The organism is Agreia sp. VKM Ac-1783 (assembly GCF_900177765.1).
GTDB lineage: Bacteria > Actinomycetota > Actinomycetes > Actinomycetales > Microbacteriaceae > Agreia.
In genome coordinates, this window is sequence record NZ_FXWI01000003.1 from 746,499 (window position 1) to 760,615 (window position 14,117).

Sequence of the window (14,117 nt, forward strand, 5' to 3'; positions counted from 1 at the left end):
CCGTGTCCGGTCTCGGTGGAATACGCCCTCGAGGACAGAGCTGTGGAGGACGGGGCATCGACCGAACCTCGCATGGTGCCCACTTCTTCGGGCGGTAAGGTGGCAGACGGCGAAAGTCTGCGGCGGAGCAGCCAAATCTGTCAGCCGCAGCTCGCAGGAGTACTCAGGAGCCGAGCACAAACCCCCGTGCCGGCTGAGACCTAAGCGGATTGGATGAGCGTGGATCTGTTCGAATACCAGGCACGAGACCTGTTTGAAAGCTATGGGGTCCCGGTTCTTCCGGGAATCGTGGCAGACACCCCGGAAGAAGTGCGTGCCGCTGCTGAGAAGCTCGGTGGCGTGACCGTGGTCAAGGCGCAGGTCAAGGTCGGCGGCCGCGGCAAGGCCGGCGGTGTCAAGGTCGCTAAAGACCCACAGGCCGCGTTCGAAGCGGCGCAGTCGATTCTGGGACTCGACATCAAGGGCCACGAGGTCAAGCGGGTCATGGTCGCGGGCGGCGCGCGCATCGCTGAGGAGTTCTACTTCTCCGTGCTCCTCGACCGGGCCAACCGGTCGTACCTCTCCCTCACCAGCTACGAGGGCGGCATGGAGATCGAGCAGCTCGCTGTCGAGCGTCCCGAAGCCCTGGCGCGCATCGAGGTCGACCCGATCGCGGGAATCGATCTCGAGACGGCCAAGTCGATCGCGGTCGCTGCCAAGTTCCCCGCCGAGCTGGTCGACAAAGTCGCTCCGGTCTTCGTGAAGCTCTGGGATGTCTACACCGGCGAGGACGCCACTCTGGTCGAGGTGAACCCGCTCGTGCTCACCGAAGAGGGCGACATCATCGCCCTCGACGGCAAGGTGACGCTCGACGAGAACGCCGGATTCCGGCACCCGAATCACGAGGCGCTGGAAGACAAGGATGCGGCCGACCCGCTCGAGGCCAAGGCCAAAGCTGCCGACCTCAACTACGTCAAGCTCGACGGAGAGGTGGGAATCATCGGCAACGGTGCCGGTCTCGTGATGTCGACCCTCGACGTCGTCTCCTATGCGGGAGAGAAGTACAACGGCGTGAAGCCGGCCAACTTCCTCGACATCGGCGGTGGAGCCTCCGCAGCTGTCATGGCGGCGGGCCTCGACGTCATCCTCGGCGACGCTCAGGTGAAGAGCGTCTTCGTCAACGTCTTCGGCGGCATCACCGCGTGCGACGCCGTCGCCAACGGAATCATCGGTGCGCTCGAGGTGCTCGGCGATACAGCCACGAAGCCCCTCGTCGTTCGTCTCGACGGCAACAAGGTCGACGAAGGCCGTGCGATTCTCGCGGCAGCCAATCACCCGCTCGTCACTCTGGCGACCACCATGGACGAGGGCGCCGACAAGGCCGCCGAACTCGCCTCCCTCTGACGATTCCTCGCGAGAAGTAAGGACCACAACAAGAATGTCGATTTTCCTCAACAAGGATTCCAAGGTCATCGTGCAGGGAATCACCGGCGGAGAGGGCACCAAGCACACCGCCCTGATGCTGGCTGCCGGTACCCAGATCGTGGGCGGAGTGAACGCTCGCAAGGCAGGAACCACCGTCACCCACGGCGATCTCGAACTGCCGGTCTTCGGCACAGTCTCCGAGGCCATCTCCACGACCGGAGCCGATGTCTCCATCGCCTTCGTCCCTCCCGCGTTCGCGAAGGACGCGATCATCGAGGCGATCGATGCGGAGATCCCGTTGCTCGTCGTCATCACCGAGGGCATCCCCGTGCAAGACGCGGCCGAGGCGTGGGCGTACGCCAAGCAGAAGGGCAACAAGACGCGAATCATCGGTCCGAACTGCCCCGGCATCATCACGCCCGGCGAGTCGCTCGTCGGCATCACCCCGGCGAACATCACGGGCAAGGGGCCTATCGGTCTCGTGTCCAAGTCGGGAACCCTGACGTACCAGATGATGTTCGAACTGCGTGACCTCGGCTTCTCCACGGCCATCGGCATCGGCGGAGACCCCATCATCGGCACCACGCACATTGATGCGCTCGCGGCATTCGAGGCCGATCCCGAGACGAAGGCGATCGTGATGATCGGTGAGATCGGCGGAGACGCGGAGGAGCGCGCCGCAGAGTTCATCAAGGCTCACGTCACGAAGCCCGTCGTGGGCTACGTGGCCGGTTTCACCGCGCCCGAGGGCAAGACCATGGGCCACGCCGGCGCCATCGTCTCCGGCAGCGCGGGAACCGCTCAGGCCAAGAAAGAGGCCCTCGAGGCCGCCGGCGTGCGTGTCGGCAAGACGCCGAGTGAGACCGCTGCGCTTCTTCGTGAGGTCTACGCGGCTCTCTGATTCACTGCACCACCTGCGGCGGGCATCCTCTTCTCTAAAATGAGGGTGCCCGCCGTTTGTTCGTGCCGTGCGCACGGGGAGGAAGGAGTGTCGATGTCGGAGTCTCTGTCGGCAAGCCCGGCCGACCAGCCGATGGTGCAGTCGAGCCGGTGGCAACGCATCCGGCATTCGTTGGTCACACCCGAGCTGATCTATGGAACGATCATCAGTTCTGCCGTCATCGCGGTCGCCGACGACGACGATGACGACTTCGACGTGTTCGTCGTCACGGTCGTGAGCATGATCGTGTTCTGGGCTGCGCACGTCTTCGCTACCGCCGTGGCGAACCACGGCCTCCGCAACGGCAAGATCATGGGCATCGGCCAGGCGTTTCGCTACGGAGTGCATCATTCTCAGGGCCTGCTCTACGCGTCGATCGTTCCCCTCGCCTTCCTCATCCTCGGTGCCACGGGGCTTCTCGACGAAGACGCTGCGTACTTCTTCGCCCTGCTCGTCGGCACCGTCTTGCTTGGAGTTCTGGGTTGGCTGGCCTTCGCAGACAGGGGGAGTCGGTGGCCGGCGCGGCTGCTCGGCGGCATCGGAACGGCGCTGTTCGGACTGGTCATCATCGTGTTCAAGACCGTCCTCCACTAGAGCGGCGGGGTGAGGTGTCGACTCAGCCGACACGGGGTACGCTCGGCACGGCATGAATCGACCATTTACCGCATTCCTCGCGTTCCTCGACGCGCTCCTCGTCGGAGCCATCGGCCTCGGAATCCTCCTGATTCCCCTGACCATCCTCTGGTTGACCCAGTTCGAGCTCGCGGTCGACTACGGCGCATTCTGGCGCGTCGCGGCCAACTTCTGGCTGCTCGGAAACGGCGTCGACCTGCTCGTCACCATCGATCCGACGCTCGCGCTGCAACTCGCTCTTCAGGGCGCCGGCGTGCCCTTCGAGATCGGCTTCGCTCCTCTGGGTGTCGCCGTGTTGACTGTGCTCCTGGGTTGGCGATCGGGTCGGCGTCTCGCCGACTCGGATCACCGCCTGATCGGCGCCGCCGTGGGCGTTCTGACCGTCGCCGCGATCGGATGGCTGGTCGCCAGCGGGGCAGGCTCCGACAGTGCGCGACCGTCGGTCGTGCAGGCGGTGGTCTTTCCCGCGGCCATCTACGCGATAGGCATGGCGACCAGCCTCTTCACCCGGGCTGACTTCGCACCCGCCGCCGATCCCGCCGGCCAGGCCGTCGACATCCTGGCCCGTAGCCTTCGGGAGATCGTGGATCGGGTGCCGACGCCCGTTGCGACCGTCGTATCTCTCGGGGCTCGGGGAGGCGCCATGGCGGTCGCCGGAATCACCGCTGTCGCCGGGCTTCTGGTCTTCGTGCTGATTCTGGGGCACTACGGGCAGATCATCTCGCTCTACGAATCCCTCCAATCGCAGCTCGTGGGTGGAATCGCTCTGACTGTCGGTCAGCTCTCGATCGTGCCGAACATGGTCATCTGGGCCACCTCATGGCTGCTCGGCCCCGGGTTCGCCCTCGGTTCGGGCAGCGTCGTGTCGCCCCTGGGAACGCAGGTGGGTCTGATTCCTGCGCTGCCTGTTCTCGGTGCCCTGCCTCAGGGAGCTCCCGTGCTCGGCTATGCCGTGATCGTGGTTCCCGTCGTCGTCGGCTTCGCAGTGGGCGTTCTTCTCAAGCCGCGGCTCACGGCGGGGGGCGCGGCCGCGTCGCCCGTGGTTCTGGTGCTGTCGGGAATCGTCGTCGGCATCGTCGGCGCCAGCATTCTCGCTCTGCTGGCACTCTGGTCTGGCGGGGCAGCGGGTCCTGGACGACTCGTCGACATCGGCCCCGACCCGGCCGCCGTATGGCTCTGGTCGGCGCTCGAGCTCGCTCCCAGCGCGGTGCTCGGACTCACCGTAGGACTCACCCGACGGCTGTTCTCGTCGTCGTCAGGCGGTGTCGGCGCCGGGCGTGCTGCCGAGGGCGACCTCGACCGCACGGGCGCCGAGGCGGATACCAATAAACTGTGACGGTGCTGTCGCTGGTCGTACTCATCTCCGGCGGAGGATCCAACCTCCGCGCCCTTCTCGACGCTCAGTCCGACGCGGAATTCCCGGCGCGGATCGTCGCGGTCGGGGCTGACAACGACGCCGCAGGCCTGAGTCACGCCGAGGAGTTCGGAGTCCCCACCTTCACGGTGCCACCGACGTCGTTCGAGTCGCGCGCCGCGTGGGGAGACGAGCTTCTCGAACAGATAGAGGTGTGGAGCCCCGACCTGGTCGTCTGCGCGGGCTTCATGCGCATCCTTCCCCCTCGCGTCGTCTCCGCCCTCTCTCCCTTTCTCATCAACACGCATCCGGCGCTCCTGCCCGCGTTCCCGGGTGCCCATGCCGTGCGAGACGCCCTGGCGGCGGGCGTCGCCCAGACCGGCGTCACCGTGCACATCGTCGACGAAGGCGTCGACACAGGTCCGGTCATCGTGCAAGAGGCCGTGGCGATCGAGCCCGGCGACACCGAATCAGAACTACACGAACGAATCAAGACGATCGAGCGTCGCCTGCTGACCCAGGCCGTGCTCGATATCGCGAACAGCAGAGTCAACCTCAGGGAGCTAGCCACAGCATGAGCGGTCCAATCCACGATCCGAACCTCTACACCCACCGCGATGTCGTGCGCATCGAGCGCGCGCTGATCTCGGTGAGTGACAAGACCGGGCTTCTCGAGCTTGCAGCGGCCCTCGCCGATTCCGGGGTCGAGATCGTGTCGACGGGCTCGACCGCGAAGACGATCGCCGACGCAGGCTTCCCCGTCACTGAGGTGAGCCAGGTCACGGGCTTCCCCGAGTCTCTCGACGGCCGCGTCAAGACGCTGCACCCCGCCGTGCATGCCGGCATCCTCGCCGATCTCCGCCTCGACTCGCACAAGGCGCAACTCGACGAGCTCGGCATCCGCGCTTTCCAGCTCGTCGTGGTGAACCTGTACCCGTTCCGCGAAACGGTGGCCTCGGGAGCCGAGAGCTCCGCCGTGATCGAGCAGATCGACATCGGAGGCCCCGCCCTCGTGCGCGCGTCGGCCAAGAACCACGCGAATGTCGCGATCGCCGTGTCGCCGTCGAGTTACGCCGGCATCATCGAAGCGCTGCCCGCCGGAACCACGTTCGAGACCCGTCGGGCCCTCGCCGCTGAGGCGTTCGCCCATACAGCCGCCTACGACACCGCCGTGGCCGCGTGGTTCGCCGACGAGGCGACGGATGGCGAAGCTGGCGCCGCGGCCGGTCTCGGCGACGCCGTCACGATCGAGGGCACCCGGTCGGCCACCCTGCGCTACGGCGAGAACTCACACCAGCCGGCCGCGCTCTACGTTCGTGACAACGGCGAGGGCATCGCCCAGGCGACCCAGCTGCACGGCAAGGAGATGTCGTACAACAACTACGTCGACGCCGATGCTGCTGTGCGCGCGGCCTTCGACTTCTCAGAACCCGCCGTGGCCATCATCAAGCACGCGAACCCCTGCGGCATCGCTGTTGCGCAGCCGGCCGACGCCGACGCGATCGCGGGCGCTCATGCCCGGGCTCACGCCTGCGACCCCGTCTCTGCGTTCGGTGGTGTGATCGCGGCCAACCGCACGGTGACGCGAGCCATGGCCGAGGGCGTCGCCGAGATCTTCACCGAGGTTCTCGTGGCCCCCGACTTCGAGCCCGAGGCGCTCGAGATCCTGCAGATCAAGAAGAACCTGCGTCTGCTGAAGCTTCCCGCGGGGTTCCACCGCGACGAGACGGAGATCCGCCAGATCAGCGGTGGATTCCTCGCCCAGAAGCCCGACGGATTCGATGGCTTCAGCTCGGTGAAGTGGCAGCGGGTCGCCGGCAAGCACGTCGACGACGCCACGCTGGCCGATCTCGAGTTCGCCTGGAAGGCGTGCCGCTCGGTCAAGTCCAATGCGATCCTGCTCGCATCCGACGGCGCATCCGTCGGTGTCGGAATGGGGCAGGTCAACCGGGTCGACTCGTGCCACCTGGCCGTGACGCGCGCGGGCGACCGTGCCGCAGGATCGGTCGCGGCATCCGACGCCTTCTTCCCCTTCGCCGACGGGCTGCAGGTTCTCATCGACGCGGGCGTGAAGGCGGTCGTTCAGCCGGGTGGTTCTGTTCGTGACGCCGAGGTCATCGAGGCCGCGCAGGCGGCGGGCGTCACGATGTACTTCACAGGAGAACGCCACTTCTTCCACTAGAAACCCTCGACGTGCGTACAGTAACCCGAAGTAAGGTCGCACCCATGCATTTCCTCCGACAGAGACCGGTCATCGCATCCGCGGTGGCGGCGCTGCTCATCGCTGCGATCACCCACCTCGCCACGATGCTGTCGTTCTTCGTCGGCAGCAACCCGCAGTCGGTCGTGCTGCTGCAGATCAACAACTTCTTCGTGCCGGCGACTCTCGTCTTGCTCGTGCTCGTCTTCGTGTTCGCCATGGTCAGCCGACTGACGCGCTGGTACACGGCAGCCATCGCCGGCCTCGTGTCGGGTATTCTCGCGGCCGTCGTGGGCACCGGCATCCAGACCCTGCTGCAGGGAAATGCGCTCGACGGGCGGGTCATCGCCTACGTTCTCAGCACGCTCGGCAACATCAATCTCATCTTCGTTCTCACCGCCACGGTGGCGACGGCCACGCTGGGCCGTCGGGTGTACTCGGCGCTCAGCCATTCCGAGGTTCCGCCGCGCACCGTGTCTGGAACGGTTCTGGTGCGACGGCCCTCCGACAATCTCGCCGAGGGTATCGTGACGCACCTCGAGCGCACCGAGGTCGACGCAGAACTCGCCGACGAGCAGTGGGAATCGTACGTCGCCGCTCTGATCGGGGCCGGGTGGAAGCCCGTCGAGGTCGAGCGGGCCGACGGGCTGGCCGACTCGGTGTTCGTCGAGGACTCTGTCGTGATGTTCGGCCGCCTCGCCGTGCTCGCGAGCCCCGCGGCGCCGACCCGCGTCGCCGAGATCGACGAGGTGGAGAAGAGCGTGCGCTCACTCGGTCTCGACGTCACGCGCATCGTTCAGCCCGGCACCCTCGACGGGGGAGACGTGCTGAAGATCGAGAAGCGCGTCTACGTCGGCCGCGGGGGTCGCACGAACGCCGAGGGAATCCGGCAGCTCCGGCACATTCTGAGCCCTCTGGGCTACACCGTCATCGCCGTGCCCATCTCGAAGGTGCTGCATCTCAAGAGCGCCGTGACGGCTCTGCCCGACGGCACGGTCATCGGATATCCGCCGGTGGTCGATGACCCCAAGATCTTCGACCGATTCCTCGCCGTGCCGGAAGAGGCGGGGGCTCACGTCGTGATCCTCGCCGACGACACGGTGCTGATGTCGTCGGCCGCGCCCGAGTCCGCGCAGCTGATCGAGAGCCTCGGGTACAGGGTGATCGCGGTCGACATCTCGGAGTTCGAGAAGCTCGAGGCCTGCGTGACCTGCCTGTCGGTGCGCGTGCGCTGATCCGGGCTGAGCGTTGCGTGAAGGCATGACTCGCGAGTAGCCTAAAAGGCTGTCCGGATTCGGGCGGATCCCCATCCCTTCTCTCGAGGTCTCTTCGTGTCAACGCCCCCGCCCCCGTCCACCCTTGCCTCACTCGGCAGGCTGTATCGCTACGCGAAGCCGGCGATGCCGCGCATCTACGTGGCGATCGTGGCGTCTCTCCTGGCGAGCCTCGTGGCGCTGGCGATCCCTCAGGTGCTGCAGTGGCTGATCGACGGGCCTCTGACGGGAACCGACGTCTCTCTCGTGTGGTTCTCCGTCGGCCTCGTGCTGGCGCTGGGCGTCGCGGAGGCTGCACTGATCGCCCTGCGCCGCTGGCTGGTGCTGACTCCGGGAACGCACGTCGAGGCGCACATGCGAAACAGTCTCTATCGACAGCTCCAGCGCCTTCCGGTTGCCTTCCACGACCGGTGGCCGAGCGGGCAGCTCCTCTCGCGCGCGATCGGCGACCTGAACCTCATTCGACGGTGGATGGCATTCGGTTTCGTGATCCTGATCGTGAACTCTCTGACGCTTGTGATCGGGTTCGTGATTCTGGTCTCGCTCAACTGGATTCTCGGGTTGATCTTCGTCGTGGCCTCGGTTCCCGTGCTGATCTACGGGTACGCGTTCGAGAAGCGCTACTCGCTGGCAGCTCGGCGTGGACAGGACCAGCAGGGCGACCTCGCGACGGCCGTCGAAGAGAGTGTGCACGGCATCCGGGTTCTCAAGGCATTCGGGCGCGGATCGCACGCTCTCAAGCGATTCGAGACGCAGGCCGAAGAGCTCCAGGGCACCGAGCTCGAGAAGGCTCGCGCCGTCGCCGGCATCTGGCTGTGGCTTCTGCTCGTTCCCGACGTCGCCTTCGCGGTGGCCCTCGTCGTCGGCGTGTGGCTGGCCCAGTCGGGCCAGTCGAGCGTGGGCGAGCTGGTCGCCTTCTTCGCAACGGGCACGGTGCTGCTCTTCCCCATCCAGTCGATGGGCTACTTCCTCGCCATGACGATCGATGCGAAGACCGCGACCAACCGGTTCTTCGAAGTCATGGACGAGGTGAACACCATCGTCGACCCGGTCTCCCCGAAGACGATCGAGAGGCCCGAAGGGCGACTGGTCTTCTCGGACGCGCACTTCCGCTATCAGGATTCGCCGAGCCGCTTTCCCGACCTGCTCGATGGAATCGATCTCGTGATCGAGCCGGGCGAGACGATGGCGCTCGTCGGGCTGACAGGCTCGGGCAAGACCACGCTCACGGCTCTGCCGACACGGCTGTACGACGTCACCGGAGGCTCGGTGACCCTCGACGGCGTCGACGTGCGCGATCTCTCGCTCGACGAGCTGCGATCGCACATAGCGATGGCGTTCGAAGACGCGACGCTCTTCTCGGCGACGGTCCGCGAGAATGTGCTGCTGGGCAGACCGGATGCGACGGAGGCCGATCTCGAAGAGGCGCTCGACATCGCGCAGGCCCGGTTCGTCTTCGACCTGCCCGACGGGCTCGACACCCGCGTCGGCGAGGAGGGGCTGAGCCTCTCCGGCGGACAGCGACAGCGCCTGGCCCTCGCCCGAGCGGTCGCTGCTCGTCCAGCGGTGCTCGTTCTCGACGATCCTCTCTCGGCCCTCGACGTCACGACCGAGCAGCTGGTCGAGGCGGCCCTCCGCCGAGTCCTCGCCTCGACGACGGCGCTGATCGTCGCTCACCGCCCCTCGACGGTGTCTCTCGCAGACAGAGTTGCACTGATGCAAGACGGGCGCATCACAGCAGTCGGCACCCACAGTGAGCTCATCGCGAGCAATGCGCACTACCGCTTCGTGATCTCGAGTCTCGACAACCAGACCCAGGCGCAGCCTGCACAGACGGAGAACGTGTCATGAGCCAGACCAGCGTCACCGGCACCAGCGGAGAAGAGCGCGACGACTTCTCTCGCGCCGAGAGCCGCCAGATCCGCAGCCGCAGCCTCCGTCTGCTCGGATCGCTGCTCGAACCCCTGCGAGCCCGCCTCATCCTCGGCATCGTCGTGATTATCGTGTCGACGGCCGCCCAGGTCGCCGGCCCGGCCCTGATCGCATTCGGCATCGACAGCGGCCTCCCGGCCCTGATGAAGAACGACTGGATGCCGCTGGCCCTCGCCGGTGCCGCCTACCTCGCAACCGGCGTGATCGGCGCTGCCCTCGTCGCCTGGTTCACCGTTCTCTCTGCTCGGATCAGCCAGGCCGTTCTGCTCGATCTGCGGCGCAGGGTCTTCCTCCAGACCCAACGTCTCAGCCTCGAATTCCATGAGAGCTACACCTCGGGCCGCATCATCTCTCGTCAGACGAGCGACCTCGATTCGATCCGCGAACTGCTCGACTCGGGAATCAACAACCTCGTGCAGGGCGTGCTGTACATGGTCTTCGTGGGAATCGCGTTGCTTCTGGTCGATCCGTTGAGCGCGGCAGTGCTTCTCGTGTCGCTCGTTCCCCTGGCGATCCTCACCCGGTGGTTCCAGCTTCGATCGCAGCGGGTGTTCCGGCAGACGCGCACGGCCTCGGCCAATGTCATCGTCAAGTTCGTCGAGACGATGACCGGCATCCGCGCGGTGAAGGCGTTCCGCACCGAGATCCGGAACGAGGGCGATTTCGGTGGCCTGGTCGAGGAGTATCGCCAGGTGAATGCGCGCGTCATCCGGCTCTTCGGAATCTACAATCCTGGACTCGTGCTCATCGGCAATGTGACGGTCGCGGTCGTCCTGCTCGTGGGTGGCCTCCGTGTGTTCGACGGCCAGCTCGCGGTCGGCGCCTTGCTCGCCGTGGTTCTGTACACCCGCCGCTTCTTCGACCCGATGGAAGACATGGCGATGTTCTACAACTCGTATCAGTCGGCCGCGGCCGCCCTCGAGAAGATCTCCGGCGTTCTCGAGGAACAGCCGAGCGTGCCTGATCCGACCACTCCGATCGACCTGTGGACGTCGAAGGGCCACGTGCGGTTCTCCGATGTGGAGTTCGCCTATTCCGGAGATCGGGTCATCCTGCCGTCCTTCGACCTCGATATCCCTGCGGGGCAGACGGTCGCCCTCGTCGGATCGACGGGCGCTGGCAAATCCACGCTGGCGAAACTGGTGTCTCGGTTCTACGACCCGAGCACCGGCGAGGTCTCGCTCGACGGCATCGACCTGCGCTCGCTCCATCCGAAAGACCTGCGACGAGCCATCGTCATGGTGACGCAGGAGGCGTACCTCTTCTCGGGCACCGTCGCGGACAACATCGCTATCGGCAAGCCCGACGCGTCATTCGACGAGATCACGACCGCGGCGAGAGCGGTCGGCGCCCACGAGTTCATCGAGGGGCTGCCGAATGGCTATGAAACCGATGTGAACAAGCGGGGAGGGCGTGTCTCCGCCGGTCAGCGACAGCTGATCTCGTTCGCTCGGGCGTTCCTCGCCGACCCGGCGGTTCTCATCCTCGATGAGGCGACGGCATCGCTCGACATACCCAGCGAGCGGCTCGTGCAGGATGCACTGCAGACCCTCTTGGCCGACCGCACGGCGATCATCATCGCGCACAGGCTGTCGACCGTGGCAATCGCGGACCGCGTTCTGGTAATGGAGCACGGTCGGATCGTCGAGGACGGAACACCGGCGGACCTGATTGCAGGAACGGGCCGTTTCGCGGCGCTTCACGCCTCATGGCGTGAGTCGTTGGCGTGAGGAGGTCTACGGGGTCCAGGCGAAGATGTTCTGCCCGGCCACGTAGATGTGCCACGCGCCTGAACACGTAATCGTTGCATCGGTCGGGATGGACTCGACCCACCAGGTGTCGTCGAGGGCCGGCGTGCTGGGGCTGGCGCATTCGGCACCGATCGGGGCCGCCAGCGGAGCCGGGATGCTGTATCCGAGGATCTTGGTGTTGTCTGACGTGTCGGTCTTGATGCGGATCGTGGTGGCGTCGGCCTGCACGAAGTCGGGCAGAGCGACGCTGCCGGTCGCTCCCGCGGCTTCGGGCTGCGTCGCGTAGATGGCGCTCTCGATAGGCGGATTGATCGCATTCGCCAGCGTGCATCCTGACAGGAGCGCGGTCATGGCGAGGATGGGGGCGGCAACAAGCAGACGACGCTTCACTGCTGCTCCTTTTTTCGTTGGCGTACGGCTTAGGTCGGGGGCTCCGTCGGAATCCACCGTGCTACAGCGTAGTCGACACGGTAGCCGCAGCCCGTCGCCGTGCGCACGAGCGGCGTGGATTCGGCGACGTAGTGCTCATGGGCGCGCGCTTCGTGGCCCGTCGGAGGATGTCCTCCGGACCGGAGCACCCGCCACCACGGATGACCCGCGCCGGACTGGCGCATGACGGTGCCGACCGCTCGTGATGCGCGAGAGCCCAGCATGGCCGCGACGTCGCCGTAGCTGAGCACGTGGCCCGGAGGGATCGAATCGACGAGGTCGAGAACATCGAGGGCGAACTCGTGGCCGGCTCCGGCGGACCGCGCCATGGCAGGGACGGTCAGAGGGAGAGCGCGGCGATGGTCTCGCCGTATTGCGTCTCGCCGATGCTGGAGAAGCCGAGGCGGTAGAAGAAGGCTTCGGGGCCGTCTGCACCGGGCTCGAACATGACCGTGATGCGGTCGTAGCCCCGGGAGCGCGCCTCGTCGGCGAGAGAGAGTACGGCGAAGCGGCCGACGCCTCGACCCTGCGCGGTCGCTGCGACGTTGATGCTCCAGATGCAGCCCTTGAACTCTTCGTGGTCGCTCTCGGGGTCGAAGTTGCCCTGAATGAACCCCACCACCTCGTCGTCGTCGAGCACGACTCGCGGCCACGCGGTGACCGGGTTGACGTACGCCTCGGCGATCGAGTGCGAAACGGGAGCCACGTACTGCTCCTGGCCGGGCTTGAGCGTGAGCGAATTCGCCGCCACGATGTTGCTCGCCGACAGCTCAACCAGTCTCAGTTCACCCATGGGGCAAGGCTAGCCCGCCTCGAACGCGCCCGCCACTTTCATATCTGGGAAGAGATATATATCTCGACGTAGAGATATATCGGTGAACGGCTAAGCTGTGGAGCAGTCCGAAAACACGCGAAGGAGTGGCCGTTGTCCAAGATCAAGGTTGAAGGAACCGTCGTAGAACTCGACGGAGACGAGATGACACGAATCATCTGGCAGGCGATCAAGGACACTCTGATCCATCCCTACCTCGACATCGATCTCGAGTACTACGACCTCGGCATCGAGAACCGCGACGCGACCGACGACCAGGTCACGATCGACGCAGCCCACGCCATCCAGAAGCACGGTGTCGGCGTGAAGTGCGCCACGATCACGCCCGATGAGGCGCGCGTCGAAGAATTCGGCCTCAAGAAGATGTGGAAGTCGCCCAACGGCACCATCCGCAACATCCTCGGCGGCGTCATCTTCCGCGAGCCCATCATCATCTCGAACATCCCGCGCCTGGTGCCCGGCTGGAACAAGCCGATCATCATCGGTCGTCACGCCTTCGGTGACCAGTACCGCGCCACAGACTTCGTGTTCAAGGGCAAGGGCAAGCTCACTGTGGAGTTCACGCCCGAAGACGGCTCGGAGCCGATGAAGTTCGAGGTCTACGACGCTCCCGACGACGGCATCGCACAGGTGCAGTACAACCAGGACGCCTCGATCCGCGACTTCGCCCGGTCGAGCCTGAACTACGGCCTGACCCGCAGCTACCCGGTGTACCTGTCGACGAAGAACACGATCCTCAAGGCCTATGACGGCCGCTTCAAGGACATCTTCGAGGAGATCTTCGAGACCGAGTTCAAAGAGAAGTTCGAGGCCGCCGGTCTCACCTACGAGCACCGCCTCATCGACGACATGGTCGCCTCGGCCATGAAGTGGGAGGGCGGCTACGTCTGGGCGTGCAAGAACTACGACGGAGACGTGCAGAGCGACACCGTCGCCCAGGGCTTCGGCTCGCTGGGTTTGATGACGAGCGTGCTCAGCGTGCCCGACGGATCGGTCGTCGAGGCCGAGGCCGCGCACGGCACGGTCACACGCCACTACCGCATGCACCAGCAGGGCAAGCCCACGTCGACCAACCCCATCGCCTCGATCTACGCCTGGACCCGCGGTCTGTCGCACCGCGCCAAGCTCGATGGCAACCCGGCCCTCGCCGAGTTCGCCGAGACTCTCGAAGACGTCGTCATCAAGAGCGTCGAGGCCGGGCACATGACGAAGGACCTCGCGCTTCTCGTCGGTCCCGAGCAGAAGTGGGAGACCACCGAGGAGTTCCTCGACACGCTCGACAAGAACCTCGCGGCCCGTCTGGCCTAGCCGACACTCGCTGCACTGATCGGCGCCGTGCCTTCCCTCGGGAACGCACGGCGCCGATTC

At 65.7% G+C, this 14,117-nt stretch carries 13 protein-coding genes; 10 read left to right on the forward strand and 3 right to left on the reverse strand.

Going from position 1 to position 14,117, the window contains the following annotated elements:
- Positions 1–219: 219 nt before the first annotated feature.
- The 9 genes from sucC to CCK87_RS13255 all read left to right on the forward strand — a co-directional run bounded on the left by sucC (position 220) and on the right by CCK87_RS13255 (position 11,467).
- Positions 220–1,383: an ADP-forming succinate--CoA ligase subunit beta gene (gene sucC / locus CCK87_RS13215; protein ID WP_086462055.1), complete on the forward strand. Its 1,164-nt coding sequence runs from the start codon at positions 220–222 to the stop codon at positions 1,381–1,383.
- 34 nt (positions 1,384–1,417) lie between these two features.
- Positions 1,418–2,305, forward strand: a complete 888-nt coding sequence (sucD, locus tag CCK87_RS13220) for a succinate--CoA ligase subunit alpha (RefSeq protein WP_086461814.1) — start codon at positions 1,418–1,420, stop codon at positions 2,303–2,305.
- A gap of 93 nt (positions 2,306–2,398) precedes the next feature.
- Entirely contained in the window at positions 2,399–2,938 is a 540-nt protein-coding gene (locus CCK87_RS13225; RefSeq protein WP_140162844.1) for a hypothetical protein, read from the forward strand.
- A 52-nt stretch (positions 2,939–2,990) separates the two neighbouring features.
- Positions 2,991–4,313: a DUF6350 family protein gene (locus CCK87_RS13230; RefSeq protein ID WP_086461816.1), complete on the forward strand. Its 1,323-nt coding sequence runs from the start codon at positions 2,991–2,993 to the stop codon at positions 4,311–4,313.
- A 2-nt stretch (positions 4,314–4,315) separates the two neighbouring features.
- On the forward strand, positions 4,316–4,909 hold the full coding sequence (gene purN / locus CCK87_RS13235; RefSeq protein ID WP_086462056.1) for a phosphoribosylglycinamide formyltransferase: 594 nt from the start codon (positions 4,316–4,318) through the stop codon (positions 4,907–4,909).
- Positions 4,906–6,513 carry a bifunctional phosphoribosylaminoimidazolecarboxamide formyltransferase/IMP cyclohydrolase gene (gene purH, locus CCK87_RS13240; protein WP_086461817.1) on the forward strand — a complete coding sequence of 536 codons (1,608 nt, stop codon included), beginning with the start codon at positions 4,906–4,908 and terminating at the stop codon, positions 6,511–6,513. Before purN ends, purH begins: the two co-directional genes overlap by 4 nt.
- A 44-nt stretch (positions 6,514–6,557) precedes the next feature.
- Positions 6,558–7,766, forward strand: a complete 1,209-nt coding sequence (ddaH, locus tag CCK87_RS18650) for a dimethylargininase (protein WP_283160436.1) — start codon at positions 6,558–6,560, stop codon at positions 7,764–7,766.
- A 165-nt stretch (positions 7,767–7,931) separates the two neighbouring features.
- Positions 7,932–9,656, forward strand: coding sequence for an ABC transporter ATP-binding protein (locus CCK87_RS13250; protein ID WP_086461818.1), 1,725 nt, complete (start codon positions 7,932–7,934; stop codon positions 9,654–9,656).
- Positions 9,653–11,467, forward strand: a complete 1,815-nt coding sequence (locus tag CCK87_RS13255) for an ABC transporter ATP-binding protein (RefSeq protein WP_086461819.1) — start codon at positions 9,653–9,655, stop codon at positions 11,465–11,467. Before CCK87_RS13250 ends, CCK87_RS13255 begins: the two co-directional genes overlap by 4 nt.
- Before the next feature lie 6 nt (positions 11,468–11,473).
- On the opposite strand, the gene CCK87_RS13260 is transcribed toward CCK87_RS13255, so the two are convergent.
- From CCK87_RS13260 to CCK87_RS13270, 3 genes are read right to left on the reverse strand one after another with little or no spacing between them, the layout of a single operon-like run.
- On the reverse strand, positions 11,474–11,878 hold the full coding sequence (locus CCK87_RS13260) for a hypothetical protein (protein WP_086461820.1): 405 nt from the start codon (positions 11,876–11,878) through the stop codon (positions 11,474–11,476).
- Between the two features lie 29 nt (positions 11,879–11,907).
- Entirely contained in the window at positions 11,908–12,246 is a 339-nt protein-coding gene (locus CCK87_RS13265; RefSeq protein ID WP_086461821.1) for an MGMT family protein, read from the reverse strand.
- An 11-nt stretch (positions 12,247–12,257) separates the two neighbouring features.
- Positions 12,258–12,710: a GNAT family N-acetyltransferase gene (locus CCK87_RS13270; RefSeq protein WP_086461822.1), complete on the reverse strand. Its 453-nt coding sequence runs from the start codon at positions 12,708–12,710 to the stop codon at positions 12,258–12,260.
- A gap of 132 nt (positions 12,711–12,842) precedes the next feature.
- On the opposite strand from CCK87_RS13270, the gene CCK87_RS13275 reads away from it, so the two are divergent.
- Positions 12,843–14,057 (forward strand): NADP-dependent isocitrate dehydrogenase, encoded by a 1,215-nt coding sequence (locus CCK87_RS13275; protein ID WP_086461823.1) that lies wholly within the window; start codon positions 12,843–12,845, stop codon positions 14,055–14,057.
- Positions 14,058–14,117 lie beyond the last annotated feature (60 nt).

What these genes read in the sequence shown, in the direction of transcription:
- sucD (WP_086461814.1), top strand. Translation starts at nt 1,418, where the DNA reads ATGTCGATTTTCCTCAACAAGGATTCCAAGGTCATCGTGCAGGGAATC.
- CCK87_RS13225 (WP_140162844.1), top strand. Translation starts at nt 2,399, where the DNA reads ATGTCGGAGTCTCTGTCGGCAAGCCCGGCCGACCAGCCGATGGTGCAG.
- CCK87_RS13230 (WP_086461816.1), top strand. Translation starts at nt 2,991, where the DNA reads ATGAATCGACCATTTACCGCATTCCTCGCGTTCCTCGACGCGCTCCTC.
- purH (WP_086461817.1), top strand. Translation starts at nt 4,906, where the DNA reads ATGAGCGGTCCAATCCACGATCCGAACCTCTACACCCACCGCGATGTC.
- ddaH (WP_283160436.1), top strand. Translation starts at nt 6,558, where the DNA reads ATGCATTTCCTCCGACAGAGACCGGTCATCGCATCCGCGGTGGCGGCG.
- CCK87_RS13250 (WP_086461818.1), top strand. Translation starts at nt 7,932, where the DNA reads ATGCCGCGCATCTACGTGGCGATCGTGGCGTCTCTCCTGGCGAGCCTC.
- CCK87_RS13255 (WP_086461819.1), top strand. Translation starts at nt 9,653, where the DNA reads ATGAGCCAGACCAGCGTCACCGGCACCAGCGGAGAAGAGCGCGACGAC.
- CCK87_RS13265 (WP_086461821.1), bottom strand. Translation starts at nt 12,246, where the DNA reads ATGGCGCGGTCCGCCGGAGCCGGCCACGAGTTCGCCCTCGATGTTCTC.
- CCK87_RS13270 (WP_086461822.1), bottom strand. Translation starts at nt 12,710, where the DNA reads ATGGGTGAACTGAGACTGGTTGAGCTGTCGGCGAGCAACATCGTGGCG.